Source organism: Kaistia terrae, assembly GCF_026344005.1.
GTDB lineage: Bacteria > Pseudomonadota > Alphaproteobacteria > Rhizobiales > Kaistiaceae > Kaistia > Kaistia terrae.
Window position 1 is genome coordinate 806091 of the sequence record NZ_JAPKNH010000002.1, and the last position, 17338, is coordinate 823428.

General features: G+C 64.5%; 17 protein-coding genes. 9 read left to right on the forward strand and 8 right to left on the reverse strand.

The genetic code is table 11. The features are described 5' to 3' along the window. Positions 1-3 precede the first annotated feature (3 nt). From OSH12_RS08890 to OSH12_RS08900, 3 genes are read left to right on the forward strand one after another with little or no spacing between them, the layout of a single operon-like run. Positions 4-345, forward strand: coding sequence for an XdhC family protein (locus OSH12_RS08890; RefSeq protein ID WP_266343157.1), 342 nt, complete (start codon positions 4-6; stop codon positions 343-345). Further along, positions 346-1065 (forward strand): XdhC family protein, encoded by a 720-nt coding sequence (locus tag OSH12_RS08895; protein ID WP_266343158.1) that lies wholly within the window; start codon positions 346-348, stop codon positions 1063-1065. Then, entirely contained in the window at positions 1066-2676 is a 1611-nt protein-coding gene (locus OSH12_RS08900; protein WP_266343159.1) for a molybdopterin-binding/glycosyltransferase family 2 protein, read from the forward strand. It abuts the gene before it with no gap. A gap of 57 nt (positions 2677-2733) precedes the next feature. Here the strand turns inward: OSH12_RS08900 and OSH12_RS08905 are convergent, their stop codons facing one another. Both OSH12_RS08905 and OSH12_RS08910 read right to left on the reverse strand, forming a co-directional pair. Then, complete coding sequence (locus OSH12_RS08905; RefSeq protein ID WP_266343160.1) at positions 2734-3183, reverse strand: SRPBCC family protein; 450 nt, start codon at positions 3181-3183, stop codon at positions 2734-2736. Between the two features lie 221 nt (positions 3184-3404). Beyond that, complete coding sequence (locus tag OSH12_RS08910) at positions 3405-4187, reverse strand: SDR family NAD(P)-dependent oxidoreductase (protein ID WP_266343161.1); 783 nt, start codon at positions 4185-4187, stop codon at positions 3405-3407. A 140-nt stretch (positions 4188-4327) separates the two neighbouring features. Here OSH12_RS08910 and OSH12_RS08915 point away from each other — a divergent pair, with 140 nt between their 5' ends. Beyond that, positions 4328-5224, forward strand: a complete 897-nt coding sequence (locus tag OSH12_RS08915) for a LysR substrate-binding domain-containing protein (protein WP_266343162.1) — start codon at positions 4328-4330, stop codon at positions 5222-5224. 153 nt (positions 5225-5377) lie between these two features. Beyond that, entirely contained in the window at positions 5378-5650 is a 273-nt protein-coding gene (locus OSH12_RS08920) for an usg protein (protein WP_266343163.1), read from the forward strand. 57 nt (positions 5651-5707) lie between these two features. Here OSH12_RS08920 and OSH12_RS08925 read toward each other — a convergent pair whose 3' ends face one another. From OSH12_RS08925 to OSH12_RS08940, 4 genes are all read right to left on the reverse strand, one after another. Continuing rightward, positions 5708-6451, reverse strand: a complete 744-nt coding sequence (locus tag OSH12_RS08925) for a peptidase (RefSeq protein ID WP_266343164.1) — start codon at positions 6449-6451, stop codon at positions 5708-5710. An 84-nt stretch (positions 6452-6535) separates the two neighbouring features. Further along, positions 6536-7351 (reverse strand): transglutaminase family protein, encoded by an 816-nt coding sequence (locus tag OSH12_RS08930; protein WP_266343165.1) that lies wholly within the window; start codon positions 7349-7351, stop codon positions 6536-6538. Positions 7352-7363: 12 nt separating this feature from the next. Further along, positions 7364-8305: an alpha-E domain-containing protein gene (locus OSH12_RS08935; protein ID WP_266343166.1), complete on the reverse strand. Its 942-nt coding sequence runs from the start codon at positions 8303-8305 to the stop codon at positions 7364-7366. Between the two features lie 135 nt (positions 8306-8440). Next, complete coding sequence (locus OSH12_RS08940; RefSeq protein ID WP_266343167.1) at positions 8441-9859, reverse strand: circularly permuted type 2 ATP-grasp protein; 1419 nt, start codon at positions 9857-9859, stop codon at positions 8441-8443. Between the two features lie 465 nt (positions 9860-10324). Here OSH12_RS08940 and OSH12_RS08945 point away from each other — a divergent pair, with 465 nt between their 5' ends. The 4 genes from OSH12_RS08945 to OSH12_RS08960 all read left to right on the forward strand — a co-directional run bounded on the left by OSH12_RS08945 (position 10325) and on the right by OSH12_RS08960 (position 14756). Then, positions 10325-10807: a VOC family protein gene (locus OSH12_RS08945; RefSeq protein ID WP_266343168.1), complete on the forward strand. Its 483-nt coding sequence runs from the start codon at positions 10325-10327 to the stop codon at positions 10805-10807. 100 nt (positions 10808-10907) lie between these two features. Continuing rightward, on the forward strand, positions 10908-11897 hold the full coding sequence (locus tag OSH12_RS08950) for a potassium channel beta subunit family protein (RefSeq protein ID WP_266343169.1): 990 nt from the start codon (positions 10908-10910) through the stop codon (positions 11895-11897). 176 nt (positions 11898-12073) lie between these two features. Beyond that, positions 12074-13102, forward strand: coding sequence for an amino acid ABC transporter substrate-binding protein (locus tag OSH12_RS08955; protein WP_266343170.1), 1029 nt, complete (start codon positions 12074-12076; stop codon positions 13100-13102). Then, positions 13083-14756 carry a L,D-transpeptidase family protein gene (locus OSH12_RS08960; protein WP_266343171.1) on the forward strand — a complete coding sequence of 558 codons (1674 nt, stop codon included), beginning with the start codon at positions 13083-13085 and terminating at the stop codon, positions 14754-14756. The genes OSH12_RS08955 and OSH12_RS08960 overlap by 20 nt, the downstream gene beginning before the upstream one ends. 39 nt (positions 14757-14795) lie before the next feature. Here the strand turns inward: OSH12_RS08960 and OSH12_RS08965 are convergent, their stop codons facing one another. Further along, positions 14796-16244 carry a GntP family permease gene (locus tag OSH12_RS08965; protein WP_266343172.1) on the reverse strand — a complete coding sequence of 483 codons (1449 nt, stop codon included), beginning with the start codon at positions 16242-16244 and terminating at the stop codon, positions 14796-14798. 2 nt (positions 16245-16246) lie between these two features. Further along, positions 16247-17281 carry a patatin-like phospholipase family protein gene (locus tag OSH12_RS08970; protein WP_266343173.1) on the reverse strand — a complete coding sequence of 345 codons (1035 nt, stop codon included), beginning with the start codon at positions 17279-17281 and terminating at the stop codon, positions 16247-16249. Positions 17282-17338: the final 57 nt, after the last annotated feature.

Below are 17338 nucleotides of genomic sequence, written 5' to 3' on the forward strand. Positions count from 1 at the left end.
ATCATGTCTGCTGTTCAACCGCTGACACTGGGCGAGGCCGATGTGCTCGCCATTGCCGAGGACTGGCTGAGGGCCGGCCGCGCCGTGGCGTTGGCGACCGTGGTCGAGACATGGGGCTCGGCGCCGCGTCCCGTTGGCAGCCATCTGGTCATCGATTCGGACGGCCATTTCGAGGGCTCGGTTTCCGGCGGCTGCGTGGAAGGCGCTGTCATCGGCGAGGCGATCGACGTGATTGCGGCCGGCGAGCCGCGCCTGCTTGAATTCGGCGTTGCCGACGAGACGGCCTGGCGCGTCGGCCTCTCCTGCGGCGGGCGCATCAAGGTCTATGTCGAGAAGGTGGTCTGAATGGATCGCTTCACGCTCCAGAGCCTGAATGAAGCGCGCCGGCAAAGGCAGGCGGCGATCCTGATCACCAATCTCGCTTCCGGTGTTGTCCGGCTGGTGCGGGAGAACGATGTCGATCTTGACCTCATGGTCGAGCCGACCCTGGCCGAAATCCTGCCGCAGCGCTTCCGCTCGGCCCATTCCGGCCTGGTTCAGACGCCGGAGGGCGACGAGTTCTTTCTCACCGTGCATGTGCCGCCGCCGCGCCTCGTCATCATCGGCGCGGTGCATATTTCGCAGGCGCTGGCGCCGATGGCGCGGATCGCCGGCCTCGACGTGACGATCATCGATCCGCGCACCGCCTTCGCCACGCCGGAGCGCTTCGCCAATGTCGCACTCCTGGCCGAATGGCCGGAGGATGCGCTGAAGGGTATTCCGCTCGATGCGTTCACGGCCGTGGCGGCGCTGACGCATGATCCGAAGATCGACGACCTGCCGCTTCAGGCAGCATTGGCGGCGAACTGCTTCTATGTCGGTGCGCTGGGTAGCCGGAAGACGCATGCCAAGCGCCTCGAAAGGCTGCAGGCCACCGGTGTTTCCGGGGCGGATGCGGCGCGGATACGGGCCCCGATCGGCCTTGCCATCGGCGCGCAATCGCCGGCCGAGATCGCCGTCTCCGTGCTGGCCGAGATCATCGACAGCCTGCGCAAGCGCGGTCTGACGACGCCCGGAGGCGCATAAGTGAAATTCGGGCCGCATCCGGTGTCGGAGGCCGAGGGTGCGATCCTGGCCCATTCGCTGCACGTTGAAGGCCGTACGCTGAAGAAGGGTCTTCGCCTCACGCGCGATCACCTGGCGATTCTCGCCGCCGCCGGTATCGAGACGGTTCTCGTTGCGCGGCTGGAGGCGGGCGATATTCATGAGGATGCAGCGGCCGTGGAACTCGCCGGCGCGGTCTCGGGAAGCGGGATTTCCGCCGATGCGCCGTTTACCGGCCGCGCCAATCTCCATGCCAGCGACAGCGGCCTGCTGGTCGTTGACCGCGATGCCATCGACCGTTTCAACCGCGTCGATCCGGCCATCACGCTGGCAACCCTGCCGGAACATGCGCCCGTTATCGCCGGTCAGATGGTCGCCACGGTGAAGATTATTCCCTTCGGTGTCGGCGCCGCTTCGATCGGGCAGGCGCTGGCGATTGCCGGGGCCACCGCGCTGGTGCGCGTCGCGCCCTATCGTCCGATGCGGGTTGGGCTCGTTTCGACCAGGCTGCCGAGCCTCAAGGTCTCGACGATGGACAAGACGCGGCGGATGACCGAGGCGCGGCTGAAGCCCAGCGGCTCGACGCTACTGCCGGAACGGCGCGTGGCGCATGACTCGGGAGCTATCGCCAAGGCGCTGGCTGAGCTTTCCGACGAGGGCGCGAAGCTACTCATCGTCTTCGGGGCATCGGCGATGGTCGACGCAGGCGATGTCGTGCCGGCCGGGATACGCGAGGCGGGCGGAAACGTCATTCATCTCGGCATGCCGGTCGATCCCGGCAACCTGCTGGTTCTGGGCGAATTGGACGGCAAGCCGGTGATCGGCGCCCCCGGTTGCGCCCGCAGCCCGCGCGAAAACGGCTTTGACTGGATCCTTGGTCGCATACTGGCAGGCTTGCCTGTCGGGCCATGCGAGATCACGGGGCTCGGCGTTGGTGGGCTACTGATGGAGATCGCATCCCGCCCGCAGCCGCGCGAAGCGGTCGTCGCGCACGCGCCGAAGATTGCCGCGCTGGTGCTGGCGGCAGGCCAGGGACGACGGATGGGCGGGCCGAACAAGCTGCTCGCCGAAATCGACGGCCGCAGCCTCGTGCGCACGGTCGTCGATGCAGCTGGCGCGAGCCGGGCTGCGTCGGTGACGGTGGTCACCGGTCATCGACGGCAAGAGGTGGAGCAGGCGCTGGTCGGGACAGGGGTGCGCACCGTCCACAATCCCGATTACGCCGAAGGATTGTCCACCTCGCTCCGGCAAGGCGTGGCCAGACTCGGCGACGATATCGATGGCGTCGTCGTCATGCTGGCCGATATGCCGATGGTGACGAGCGCGATCCTCGATCGGTTGATCGAAGCGTTCGATCCCTCGGCCGACCGTCTGGTGGTCGTGCCGACGCATCTGGGCAAGCGCGGCAATCCGGTGCTCTGGTCGCGGGCGTTCTTTGCCGAACTCTGCGCCATCGAGGGCGATACCGGCGCGCGACACCTGATCGGTGCGCATGCGGACGCCGTCGTCGAAGTCGAGATCGGCCCGGAAGTGGCGCTCGACCTCGACACGCCGGAAGCGCTCCGCGCCATGGGCGGAACGCTACCGGCGTAGCACGGCGATCATCGATCGTTCGGCGACAGGCTGCCGCGCCGCCGTCGTGGATTTCCGTTACTTCTTGCCGCCGCGCGTGGCGAAACGCTCGAGCTTTTCGATGGCGCCGGTCCAGCTTGCCCTCTGGCTTGCAAGCGTCGCCTCGTCGGCGAGCGGGGCCTGTGTCAGCGTCAGCATGGTGCCGCCGACTTCGCCGCGCAGCGTGACGGTCACGGTAGACAGTTGGTCCGGGGTCGCGAGCAAGGTCCAGCTGAACGCCAGTTTCTGGTCCGGGACGATCTCCTGATATGCACCGCTGGCCTCATGCTGCTGGCCGTCGCTGGTCTTGAAGCGGATGCGATAAGCGCCGCCGACGCGGAGATCGGTCTCGGCCTCGACGCTGCCTTCCTGGGTCTCATGCGGGCCCCACCAATGAACGATCTTGGACGGGTCGGTCCAAGCCTTGAAAAGACGGGCGGGCGACGCCTTGATCAGGAGTTTCAACGTCAGGTTGGGCGTATCGGCCATGTTGGTTCGTTCTCCACGAAATCGGCAAGGCGGCCGAGCTGGGTCGACCAAGAGTGTTCTTCGGGATGCCGCCAGGCCATTGCATCGGCCATCGGCGCGGCGTTCAGGTGGCAGGAAACACGCCAGACGCAGCTTGTCCACAAGGCCAGTGTCTTCGGGAGAAGCGAAGGGGAAAAGCCCCGGCAAGGTTCGAAACCTGCCGGAGCTGTCCCATACGGCGTTTAGCGCAGGCCGGCGATGGTGAAGCCGCCATCGACCAGCAGCGATTGACCGGTGACGAACCGTGCCTCGTCAGTCGAGAGCCAGACAGCGACGTCGCCGACATCTTCCGAGGTTCCGACACGCTTTGCCGGCGTGAACGCTACAAAGGGAGCCAGCGCGCTGGCATCATTGTTCGTCAGCCGCCGTGCCATCGGCGTGTCGATGATGCCAGGATTGATGTTGTTGATGCGGATGTTGTGTGGGCCGACCTCCAGCGCCACGGCGCGGATCATGGCGTCCAGGCCGCCCTTACTGGCCGAATAGGCCGACGAGCCAAACGAGGCGCCCTTCGCAAGCCAGGACGACGTGTTGACGATCGCACCGCCATGGCCGAGCGCAATCATCGCTTCAATCTCGTATTTCACTGACAGCCAGACGCCCTTCAGGTTGATGCCGATGACACGGTCGAATTCCTCTTCGGTCATCGCCGTGATCGGCGCGAAGCCTTCGACGCCGGCATTGTTGAAGGCCGCGTCGAGCCGGCCGAAGTGATCAACGGTTGTCCTAATCAGCGACTGGACGTCGCCCGATTTCGCAACATCGGTGGGAACGGCGAGGGCGCTGCCGCCTTCCGCCTCGATCAGGCGGACGGTCTCGTCGAGTTCGGTCGCCCGCCTTCCGGCGACGACGACCTTGGCGCCATCGCGGGCGTAGGCCACGGCGGCCGCGCGACCAATGCCACTGCCTCCGCCGGTGACGAGCGCGACGCGATCCTGAAGGCGGCGGTTGGATGACTGGGACATGAAGACCTCATCGTGGGGAAGGATGGCGCGGCGGTTGTTCCGGCGCAGCATCGGTTGGCGGTGAGGCGAAAATGGTTGTCCCGATTGCTAAACATAAGCCATGGTGTATCGCATGTGGTCATGAGTGTGGTTCATCAATCATGCGAGCCAATGAACTGGCCGAACTGACGGCCTTCATCGCTGTCGCCGAGGCGCGCAGTTTCCGCCGCGCTGCCGCGCGGCTGAACCTGACTCCCTCGACATTGAGCCATTCGCTTCGGGCGCTGGAGACTCGGTTGGGCGTCCGGCTCCTGAACCGCACGACGCGAACTGTCTCGCCGACCGAGGCGGGGCAGGCGCTGCTGGAGCAGATCGGCCCCGCCTTCGCCAGCGTGGAGCGGGCGGTCGAAAACGTGAATGCCTTCAGCGCGCGGCCGCATGGCACGGTGCGCCTCAACGTGCCGCGCGCGGCGGCGGCGATGATCCTGGCGCCGATGTTCCGCCGTTTCACGCAGGCCTATCCGGAAGTCACGCTGGAGGTTGCGGTCAACGATGCCTTCGTCGATATCGTCAGCGGCGGCTTCGACGCTGGCATCCGGCTCGGCGACAGCGTGCACCAGGACATGATCGCGATCCGCGTGTCGGCGGATTTCAACGCGGCGATCGTCGGTTCGCCGGGCTATTTCGCGACGCATCCGCAGCCGAAGCAGCCGCAGGATCTGCGCGACCATCTCTGCATTGGCCGGCGCGAGATTTCGAGCGGCGGGCTCTATCGCTGGGAATTCGAGAGGGACGGCAAGTCGCTGGCGATACCGGTCACTGGGCCGCTGGTGGTCGACACCTTCGATACGCTGTTGATTACGGCGGCCATGGATGGCGTGGGGCTGCTGTATGCCGCGGATATCCTCGTCACGACCGAGTTGGCGGATGGTCGGCTGATCCGTGTGCTGGAGGACTGGAGCCCGACGGTTCCGGGATTCCATCTCTACTATCCGGGGCGCCGCCATGTTTCGGCAGCGCTGCGCGCGCTGATCGAGATGATCCGCGTCGAGGCATGAGCCGGTTTGGGGAAAGGCGTTGGCAGCACTCCCGAAGATGTGCTGCTAAAATACTGATACCAAAAGACAATCGTCTCTTTTGGAATTGAAAACAAGTCACTTCGGAGCGATCATCATCTAGTCCTTGTGAGGGACTTCCGATCGCCAGATGAGGTGCCTATGCCGTCATCCCTGCTGCGTCAGCTTTCGGGCTATGGTCTGACGACCGCCCATATCCTCTATCGCCTGCCGGATCACCCGGTCTTCCTGCAAAGCTATCTCTGGCAGGACTACGACCTGGCGCCGGATTTCCCGGAACTTCACAAGTTCCTGGACTTCTGGAAGCGCGAGCTCGACGGCCCGTTGCATTCGGTGCGGGTGGCGCATCGCGGGCTGATCGGACCGGCCGAATGCCGGATCGCAGCGGCGGAATTTTCCCTGAACTGATGCATTGAGGAATCGGTCCCGCGCCGAAAAAAGCCGGCGCGGGCCATTCACCTGCGATCAGGTCTCACCGTAGGGCGGATTGGGGATGGATTGGTGGGCGTCGCGCAGCGCCGCGGACCAATGCTCCCGCAGGCCGGCAAAATAGGCGTCATTGTCGTCGATACGGTGCGACACCTCGAACTTCAGTCCGTCGCGGCGGATCACGGCGATGTCGATCGGCATGCCGACGCCAAGATTGGAGCGCAGCGTCGAATCCATGGAGATGAGGCCGAGCTTGAGCGCTTCCGAAATCGACGTGTCGGCAGTGACGGCACGGTCGAGGATCGGCTTGCCGTATTTATGCTCGCCGATCTGCAGATAGGGCGTGTCGGTCGTCGCCTCGATGAAATTGCCGGCCGAGTAGACCATGAACAGCCGCAGCCGCCCGCCCTTGACCTGGCCGGCCAGCAGCATGGTGACATCGAAGCTGGCGGCCTGCTGCTCCATGGACTTGCCATGGATACGGTAGACTTCGCGGATCGCCCGGCCGACGAACTGCGCCACCTTGAACATCGACGGAATCGTATGGATCGTCTCGATCTTGCCCGTTTCCGGGTTCTCGAGGCCTTCGGTCATGACGTTCAGAACGGACTGGCTGACGGCAAGATTACCCGCCGTGGCGATCGCGATCACGCGCTCGCCCTCGGTCTGGTAGAGGTGCAGCTTCCGGTACGTCGCGATGTTGTCGAGGCCGGCATTGGTGCGGGTATCGGCCAACATGACAAGGCCGTCGCGCACCAGGATTCCAACGCAATAGGTCATAAACTCTTCGTCCTGCCCCGCCCCGGCCGGAGTTTTAGGGCAGTGAAATTGAGGTGCAAGCGAAAATTTACGCTTCACCTCGCCCTATCTCTTCGCCGCGCGCGCTTCCGAGACGCTGATGGCAATCGAAGGGACCGCAACGCCGTTGCCATAGGCAGCGCCGCGAACGGGCGATGCGCCGATCCGGTCGAGGCCGATCGCCAGTCGAACATGACTATCCGTCGGGCAGAGATTCGTCGAGACGTCGAAGCCGACCCAGCCGACGCCGTCGAGATAGGCTTCGGCCCAGCCATGCTCGGTCGTCGCCGGAGTCTCGGCATCCGGACGGAACAGATAGCCGCTGGCGTAGCGGGCCGGGATGCCGAGATGACGGGTCGCGGCGATCATCACATGCGCCATGGCGCGGGGATCGCCCTTGCCGGTGGCGAAAGTTGCCTTGGCGCTGTCGTCGTCAGGAGTGGATAGGAGGATCCGCTCGTGCAGGCTGTCCATCAGCCAATGCAGCAGCGACAGCCGATCGTTAGGCGCCGAGGCGGCAATGTCGTCGGCGAAGGCGCGGATCTCGCCGTCGGGCGCGGTGGTCGGCGTGGTCCGCAGGAAGACGCCGACCGGAAAGCGCTCGGTCTGGCCTTGCACCATGCCGGCCATGTCATGCGTCTCGACGTCACCAAGCGCGGTGATGATGAGGCCGTCCAGCTTTCCCTGCGTGGTGAAGGATTGCACGACATTGCCGAACGAGTCGGTGGCGGTATCGAGCCGGCAATCATGGTCGACCTCGATGCGCCAGTTGACGACGAACTGGCCGTCATGGCCGCGCGGGGTCAGCCGTAGCGTCTGGATCGCGCCGAGGGCCGGCGGATCGAAGCTGTAGGCCGTTTCATGAACAATTCGGAGGCGCATGGATCGTCTCCGTCAGGCCAGGTACTGGTCGGTGATGGCCTGGCCGAGACGGCCATTATCCGCGATGAACTCGGTCAGGAATTCGTGCAGGCCGTCGCTGAACACCTCGTCGATGGTGGCGTTCTGCAGCCGGTTGCGGGTTGAGCGGGCGACGCGCTGCGCCTGGCCCTGACGGCCATAGGCGAGCGACAACTCGTCGAGGAAGGCGCAGATATTGTCGTAGCAGGAGGCGAGGGAGCGCGGCAGCTGGTCGTTCAGCACCAGCAGATCGGCGACCAGCCAGGGCTTCAGGCTCTCGCGATAGACCCAGTGATAGGCGGTGTTGGCGGAGACGGAGCGCAGGATCGACGACCACTGGAAGAAATCGAGGCCGCCGCCGACGCTTTCCTCGGCGGGAAGCAGCAGGTGGTATTTGACGTCAAGAATGCGCGCCGTGTTGTCCGCCCGCTCGATGAACGTACCGAGGCTTGAGAAGAAATAGACGTCGTTGCGGATCATGGTGCGGTAGGCCGAACCGTCGAAGCGCAGCGAGGCTTCCTTCACATAGACGAGGAACTCGTTGAGCTTCATACGGTCGCGCGCGGCGCCGTCAAACTGGCGCAGGCCGAGCCATGCGCCATTGATCGCGTCCCACATTTCCGATGTCAGCGCCGTGCGCACGGAGCGCGCGTTGACGCGGGCGCGCTCGAGGCAGGAGCGGATGGAAGACGGATTCTCCGGCGAAAAGGCGAGGAAGTCGATGATGTTCTCGGCCGTCGGCTCGCGGTTCAGCGACTTGAACAGGCCAAGCGCGCCGGTGGCGGCGACGGCCGATTCCCACTCGTTCGAACCGCCGGCATAGGCGATCGGCATGGCGGCGAGGCGATTGGCGGCGTCGATGATGCGGGCGGTGTTGTCGGCGCGCTCCACATAGCGGGCAAGCCAGAACAGATTATCGGCGGTACGGCTCAGCACGGAAAAGAACTCCGGATATCAACGCTCCACCCGATCCGCTCCTGTAAACGGGCGGAGGGATCGGGCGGGCGGATTGCATCGAACGTAGAGAGTGGTGCCCGTCTCCCGCAGGCGGGGGACGGTCTCGGTCCGGCGTCAGGCATCCAGCACCCAGGTATCCTTGGTGCCGCCGCCCTGGCTGGAATTGACCACCAACGACCCTTCCTTCAGGGCAACGCGCGTCAGGCCGCCGGGAACGATGCGGACCTTGTCCTTGCCCGAAAGCACGAAGGGACGCAGGTCGACATGGCGCGGCGCGATGCCGGCATCGACGAAAGTCGGCGATGTCGAGAGCGCGAGCGTCGGCTGTGCGATGAAGTCATCTGGATTGGCGCGCAGCTTGGCGGCGAACTCCTCGATGGTCTTCTTGTCGGAGGCGGGGCCGATCAGCATGCCGTAGCCGCCCGAGCCGGCCACTTCCTTGACCACCAGCGTGTCGAGGTTCTCCAGCACGTATTTCAGCGAATCCGGCTCGCGGCAGCGCCAGGTCGGCACGTTCTTCAGGATCGGCTCCTCGCCGAGATAGAAGCGGACGATTTCCGGCATGTAGGAGTAGACGGCCTTGTCGTCGGCGACGCCGGTGCCGACTGCGTTCGACAGCGTGACGTTGCCGGCGCGGTAAGCGTTCATCAGGCCCGGCACGCCGAGCGCCGAATCCGGGCGGAAGGTGAGGGGGTCGAGGAAGTCGTCGTCGAGACGGCGATAGAGCACGTCGACTCGTTTCGGTCCCTCGGTCGTCCGCATGTACACGACATTGTCGCGCACCTGCAGATCGCGACCTTCAACCAGTTCGATGCCGAGCTTGTCTGCCAGGAACGAGTGCTCGTAAAAGGCCGAGTTGAACGGGCCAGGGGTGAGCAGCGCCACTGTCGGGTCGCCCGGGGCCGAGCGGGGTGCGACCGATTTCAGCGTGGCGAGCAGGGCGTCCGGATAATTCTCGACCGGCGCGATGCGGTGTTCCGCGAACAGGTCGGGGAACAGCTTCATCATCACTTCGCGGTTCTCCAGCATGTAGGAGACGCCGGAAGGCGTGCGGGCATTGTCCTCGAGCACATAGAAGGTGTCGGGATCGACCCGGACGATGTCGATGCCGGCGATCATCACATAGATGTCGTGGGCGAGCTTCACGCCCGCCATTTCCGGCTGGTAGTGGGGGTTCTGGTAGATCAGGTCCTGCGGCACGATGCCGGCGCGCAGGATATCGCCCTTGGAGTAGATGTCGGTCAGGAAGGCGTTGAGCGCCTTGACCCGTTGTTCCAGCCCCTTCGACAGCTTGGTCCATTCCGGCGCGGTGATGATGCGCGGAATGATGTCGAAGGGAATGATCCGTTCTTCACCGTCATTGTCGCCATAGACGGCGAAGGTGATGCCGATGCGGCGGAAGAGCAGTTCCGCTTCGGCGCGGCGGGTCGAGAGGAGATCCGGCGGCGTCGAATCGAGCCAGCGTTTGAGGATCTCGTAGCCCGGCCGGCAGCTCTCGCTGCTTGCGCTCATCTCATCGAAGGCAACGACCATGTGCGCGCTATCCCCCTATTGTTATCGTCTCTCTGCAACGCAAGCACCATGCCACCCCAAAGGTTCCGACCCTGTCGTGACGGCGCTTCCGGCTCGAGAGCCTTGAAGGCATTGCATATGACGCGGGCATTCTTGGCTAGGAGAAAATCTTTGATCTCGAAATATCGGCCCGAGGCGGCGCAACAGGCGGCAATTGCCTGAAAAATGATCAGTCGGGGCCGGCGATCTCGTGCTTATGCCTCGTCGGTGATCCCCGCCCGGCAGGGAACACAAACCCGTCCATCGGCGTTTTGTTTGTCTCTTGGCAGCGCAGCGATGCGGCTCGCATGCCGGCAATCCGGCATTCGCGTTGACAGCGGATTCACGCACGCAAGCTGCCAGCGGCACCCGGCGTAGCCCTGTCCCGGGATACCGTCACAGCGACCTTCGACGAGACCTCGCGGTCACAGCGCAAAGGACATTGCCATGCAAAAGATCTCACCGTTCCTATGGTTCGATAACCAGGTCGAAGAGGCGATCATCTTCTATGTCTCGATCTTCAAGAACGCGAAGGTGAAAAAGGTGGCCCGCTATGGCGACGCCGGGCCAGGGCCCAAGGGGACCGTGATGTCGGCCTGGTTCGAGCTGGCGGGGGTGGAGTTCACCGCACTGAATGGCGGCCCGAAATTCAAGTTCAACGAGGCGGTGTCCTTTGTCGTCCGATGCGAGGATCAGAACGAGCTGGACGAATTGTGGGAGCGCCTGTCGGAAGGCGGCGAGAAAGGCCAGAGGGGATGGCTCAAGGACAAGTTCGGCATCTCCTGGCAGATCGTGCCGGTTGTCCTGGCGCCGATGCTGACCGATCTCGACGCGCAGAAATCCCAGCGGGTCATGCAAGCGCTTCTGGAGATGGACAAGATCGACATCGCCGGCCTGCAGCGGGCCTATGAGGGTGAGCGCGCGGCCTGATGGCCACAGACCTGTGCCCTGCGGACCGGTAGCGCGGAACACGCAAGTGCCCTAGCTTGCGCGCGACTCTACAGACGCAGAAGTCAGGATCGGATGTAATATGCAGTATCGTCGTTTGGGTAAGTCAGGCCTGCAGGTGAGCGAGTTTTCGCTCGGTTCCTGGGTCACGTTCGGCAAGCAGGTCGACCGGCGCGATGCGCTCGACATCATGACGCTGGCCTATGACAGCGGGATCAATTTCTTCGACAACGCCGAGGGCTACGAGGCGGGCGCTTCCGAGGCGCTGATGGGCGAGGCGCTGACCGAACTCGGCTGGAGTCGCGATTCCTTCATCGTCTCCAGCAAGGTGTTCTGGGGCGGCTCGAAGCCGACGCAGCGCGGCCTTTCGCGCAAGCATGTGACCGACGCCTGCCATGCGGCGCTGAAGCGCCTGCAGGTCGAATATCTCGACCTCTATTTTTGCCATCGCCCGGATATCGACACCCCGATCGAGGAAACCGTGCGCGCCATGCACGACCTCGTCCAGCAGGGCAAGGTGCTCTATTGGGGCACGTCGGAATGGTCGGCGCAGCAGCTGACCGAGGCCTGGGCCGTGGCCAAGGATCTCAAGATCACGCCGCCGACCATGGAGCAGCCGCAGTACAATCTGTTCGAGCGCGACAAGGTCGAGGGCGACTATCGCCCGCTCTACGACCTGATGGGGCTCGGCACGACGATCTGGTCGCCGCTGGCGTCCGGCATCCTGACCGGCAAGTACAATAACGGCATTCCGGCAGGCAGCCGTCTGGACCTGCCGGGCTATGAGTGGCTGAAGGAGCTCTGGCAGAGCGAAAAGGGCAAGCAGCGCATTGCGCAGGTCGAGAAGCTGGCGGCGCTCGCCGGCGAGATCGGGCTGCCGATCCACCATTTGGCGCTGCTCTGGTGCCTCGCCAACAAGAACGTCTCGACCGTCATCCTCGGCGCTTCGAAGAAGAGCCAGCTGGAAGACAACCTCGCCGCGCTCGACAGCCGCGAGACGCTGACGCCGGACGTGCTGGCCAAGATCGACGCGATCCTCGGCAACAAGCCGGCGGACCTCGCCCGCTACTAGGGCCTGCGCTTCAGCAACCAACGCGCTTCACGAACACATGGCCGGGCTTGTCCCGGCCATGATCGTTTTGAGACTTGCCGCCGCGACGCTGCCAACATCTTTGGTCTCGGCCTTGTTGAAGGCTCGCGTCGATGTATTGTGGCTGCACTGCCGTTGCGACATCCTGGGAATCATCGATGAAGTTGCCATCCTTTTCCGCGCGCTTTCCGGCGCGCGCCACGGTTCTCTCCTTGGGCCTGTTGCTGGCGGCTGGCTCTGCCATGCAGGCGACGGCGGGGACGCTTGAGGACGTCAAGGCGCGTGGCACGCTCGTCTGCGGTGTCAGCGAGGGACTTGGCGGGTTCTCGGAGAAAGACGAGCAGGGGACCTGGCGCGGCTTCGATGTCGACTTCTGCAAGGCGGTCGCACTCGCCATCTTCGGCGATGCCGGCAAGGTCGACTATGTGCCGCTATCGGCGATCGACCGCTTCAAGGCGTTGACCGACGGCAAGGTGGATCTTCTCTCCCGCAACAGCACCTGGACACTCTCGCGCGATGCCGGGCAGTCGCTGGAATTTGTCGGGGTCAGCTATTTCGACGGTCAGGGCTTCATGGTGCCGGCGCTTTACGGTGCGACAAGCCCCCTGCAATTGAACGGCGCTACCGTCTGCGTCGTCAGCGGAACGACGACGCAGGACAACGCCACCGCCTATTTCGAGCGGGCAGGTCTCAAGGTGTCGTTCCTGCCCTTCGCCGAGCGGCAGGATGCACGCAAGGCTTACGCGGATGGCAAGTGCGATGCCTATACGGCCGATCGCTCGGCGCTTGCCGGCGAAAGAGCCGACCTGCCGAAGCCGGACGACCATGTCATCCTCAAGGACGTCATCTCGAAGGAGCCGCTTGGGCCTGTCGTGCGTGACGATGATCCGAAATGGGTCAACCTCGTGCGCTGGGTGCTGTTCGGCCTGATCGACGCGGAGGAGGTCGGGTTGAGTTCCACTTCAGTCGGCGCCGACAAGGCGAAGGAGGCCGGCCTGCTGGGCGCCCTGAGCGGGCCGCCGCTCGGACTGACCGATGTCTGGATCACCCAGGTCATCGGCGGCGTCGGCAATATCGGCGAGATCTTCGAACGCAATCTCGGCGAGGACACGCCGATGCAATTGAGCCGCGGCATCAACGCACCCTGGACACAAGGCGGGATCCTCTATGCGCCGCCCATTCAGTAACGCTCCGATCCGTCAGTATTCGATCCGGCTTTTCGCGGGAGCCTTTCTGGCGTTCGCGACCCTTTTGCCATCCGGGCCATCCGCCGAGGCGGCCACGGTTCAGGAACAGCAGCGCAACCTCGCCGTCATCCGCATCAATGCGATCGACCTGCTGGCACGCGAAAAGCGACTGCCGCTGCCGATCCAGCAGCGGCGCGACGTATTGCGCGCCTATTACGAGGAACAGGCGGGAGAACTGCTCTGGCTTCGCGATGACCGCGCCGAGGCGCTGGTGGCGATCCTGAACGATGCCGGCGCGGACGGGTTGCGGCCGGACGACTATCCAACCCGCCAGCTCATGTCGCTGATGCAGAATACCGATCCAGAGGATGTTCGCGGCCTTGCCCTGATCGAGCTGTTCTTCTCGGCGGCGTTTCTAGAATATAGCGGCGATCTGTCGGTCGGGCGGTTCCTGCCGGCCAAGGTCGATCCCAATTTCTTCCTGAAGACCCGAACCTTCGATCAGGCGGCGGCGCTGCAGGCTGTTTCCAACGCGGACGACCTCGTCGACTTTTTCGACGCCTTGCAGCCTCCCAGCGACTATTACGCATCGCTGCGCGGCGCGCTGGCTCAGTATCGCGAGCTTGCCATGGAAGGCGGATGGGATCTTGTTCCCCTCGGCCCGACGCTGAAGCCGGGCATGACCGATCCTCGTGTCGCGGATATTCGCGAGAGGCTCTCGATAACCGATGGCGCCGACCCGGAGCCGCAGGGCGGGGATGAGACCTATGATGCGGAGCTGGTAAAGGCCGTCGAGCGCTTCCAGGCTCGGCACGGGCTCGACGTCGACGGTGTCGTCGGGCCGGCGGTGCTGGTGGCGATGAATGTGCCGATCGAGGACCGCGTCCAGGAAATCGAGCTGGCGATGGAGCGCTGGCGCTGGATGCCGCGAGATCTCGGCCAGCAATATCTGATGGTGAACATCGCCGGCTTCGAGCTTCGCCGCGTCAAGGACGGCCGCGCCGAGGAGCGCATGTCGGTCGTCGTCGGCAAGCCGTATAGCCGCACGCCGGTGTTCAGCGACCAGGTTCGCTATATCGAGATCAATCCCTATTGGACGGTGCCGTCCGGTCTCGCCGTCAAGGAAGAGCTTGGCAAGCTGCGCAGCAATCCCGGCGGTCTGGCATCACAGGGCTTCGAGGCGGTGCGCGGCAAGGATGTCTACGATCTGCGCTCAATCAACTGGGCGAATTACGGGCCGGGCAATTTTCCGTTCCAGTTGCGTCAGCAGCCGGGACCGAAGAATGCGCTCGGCCGCGTCAAGTTCATGTTCCCCAACGAGCACAGCGTCTATCTGCACGATACACCGTCACGCAGCCTGTTCTCGAAGGCCGAGCGCGCTTTCAGCCATGGCTGCATTCGCCTGAGCCGGCCGCTCGAACTGGCCTTGCAGGTGCTGACGGCCGGCGGTGTTTCCGGCTGGAACATGGACCGGATCAACAGCGTGGTAGCGACGGAGAAGAACACCGTCGTCAAGCTGGCGACGCCGCTTCCCATCCACCTGACCTATTTGACCGCCTGGGTGGATGAGGACGGGGTCAATTTCCGCAAGGACATCTACAACCAGGACGCCAAGCTGCTGGCCGCCCTTGACGGCAAGGCGCTGGCTTGGTGATGGCGTTGCCGTCGGCGCGAAAGTAGCGCCCGCTGCCGCTCAGAATGAGCCGAACAGGCTTCCGAGCATGATGACCGCGACCAGCGCGATCATCGCGCCGACGATGCCGACCATGACGATGTCGCGATAGCCTTCGCGGTGGGTGACGCCGCACACGGCTAGCAGCGTCACCACAGCGCCGTTATGCGGCAGGCTGTCGAGCGTGCCGGATGCCATGACGGCGACGCGGTGCAGCAGCGCCGGGTCCATGCCGATGGCTGCGGCTCGCTCGAGATAGGTGCCGCCGAGCGCATCCAGCGCGATGGTGAGGCCGCCCGAGGCCGAGCCTGTCAGGGCCGACAGGATGTTGGTGGCGGCCGCGAGCGACACCAACGGCCCGCCGCCTATGCCGAGTACCCAGTCGCTGACGATCTGGAACGCCGGCATGGCCGCCACAACGGCGCCGAACCCGACGAGGCTCGCGACGCTCAAGACCGGAAGCACCGAGGCATTGGCGCCGGCGTCGATGGTGGCGCGCACCGCCGAAAGGCGGCGGAAGTTGATCGCCAGCACGACGACGATGGCGCAGGCCAGCGCGGTGATGACGGCCCAGACGCCGCCGACGCCGGCGAGCGAGGTTCCGCCGAAACGCGCCTCCGCCAGATAGGAGAGGTCGAGGCGGGGCAGGATCACCAGCGACATCGCCATATTGACGAGGATGACGACGACGAGCGGCAGGGATGCCAGCAACAGGGACGGCGCCGAGGAACTCGGACCGCCCCGCGTCAGTTCAGCCGTGTCGAATTCATGCGCCGTCGCCGCCCGCTCGCGCAGGCCATCCTCCACGGTATTGGTATCAACCGCGGGCGCGTCGCCAAATCCCTCGCCGGCCTTGCGCGCTGCCGCCTCGACGCGGTTGAGCCAGGCCATGCCGAACACGAGCATGATGATCGAGGCGATGATGCCGAGGCCGGGCGCTGCGAAGGGCGTCGTGCCGAAGAAGGGCATCGGGATCGCGTTCTGGATCGAGGGGGTGCCTGGAAACGCCGACATGGTGAAGGTCGAGGTGCCGAGCGCGATCGCCGCCGGCATCAACCGGCGCGGCACACTGGCGGCGCGAAACACCTGGGTCGCCATCGGCGCCAGCACGAAGAAGGCTACGAACAGGCTGACGCCGCCGAAGGTGACGATGGCGCCGGCGAGCACGACGGCCAGCACGGCGCGGCCCTGGCCGAGCTTGCGGATCATCGCGTCGGCGATGACCGTGACGGAACCGCTATCCTCCATCAGCTTGCCGAATAGCGCGCCGAGCAGGAAGAGCGGAAAGAACTGCGCCAGGAATTGCGCGGCGCTGGGCATGAAGGTCTGGGTCCAGTGCGCCAGCAAAGGCTCGCCGGAGAGAAGCGCCGCTACAAGGGCGGCAATCGGCGCGAGCAGCAGCACGCTCCAGCCCCGGAAAGCGAGGCCGACGAGAAGCGCCAGGCCGAGGACAATTCCGAGCAGCCCCATGCTCAGCACTCCTGCAACAGGATGTCGAGATCGGCGGTCGAGCGCTCGCCAATATCGTCGCCATGGTCGGCGAGGAATTCCGCCGCGGCGCGCCGGCCCTCGTCGCGCAGCATCGTCAGGAAAGCCCATTCGGCGTTGAGCTTCGAGGAGTGGCCGAGGTCGGACATCATGTCGGTCATGATCCGGTGCGTCCGCATGCCGGCCCAGCGTGCGCCCTCGGGCGTGGCTGGCGTCGCCATCTCGCGCATCAGCGCGATCATCCGCAGTTCCTTCATCAAGGCAGCGTTGAAGGATATCTCGTTGAGCCGGTTCAAGATTTCCGATGCCGAGCGCGGCGTGCCTGCGCGCTCACGCGGGTTGATCTGTATCAGGATGGTATCGAGCGCGTCGCTTTCGCGGATCAGCGGCGTGATGGTTGGATTGCCGGCAAGGCCGCCGTCCCAATAGGGATCGCCGTCGATCTCGACCGCCTGGAACATGGTCGGCAGGCAGGCGGAGGCAAGCAGGACATCCGGCGTGATCTCCTGGTTGCGGAAGATGCGGCCGCGCCCGGTGCGGACATTCGTTGCCGTCACGAAGATCTTGATCGGCGCCTTGGCCAGGCGCTCGAAATCGACGCTCTCGGCAAGGATGTCGGTCAGCGGATTGTAGCCCATCGGATTGAGATCGTAGGGCGAGAACATCCGCGCCATCAGGTCCATGGCGATGAAGGCGGGCGAACTGTCGAGCGACCAGTTTCCCATCACCTTGTCGATCGGGTTGCGCTGAATGGGGCTCATCGCGCCGGCCTTGGCGACGCGCTCCCAGAAATCATGCAGCGCGTGGCGAGCGCCCTCGGCGCCATCGATGGCAAAGCCCGAAATCATCACGACGGCATTCATGGCGCCGGCCGACGTTCCCGACACCGCCTCGATTTTCAACCAGGGCTCTTCGAGCAATCGGTCGAGGACGCCCCAGGTGAAGGCGCCATGCGCGCCGCCGCCCTGCAGTGCCAGATCGATCAGGCGCGTCTGCTTTCCGGACTTCGCTGCTGGCATATCCATTCCCCCGCGGCCGGGCCTGATTGCCCACCCTTGCCGATATCAGAGCCACGC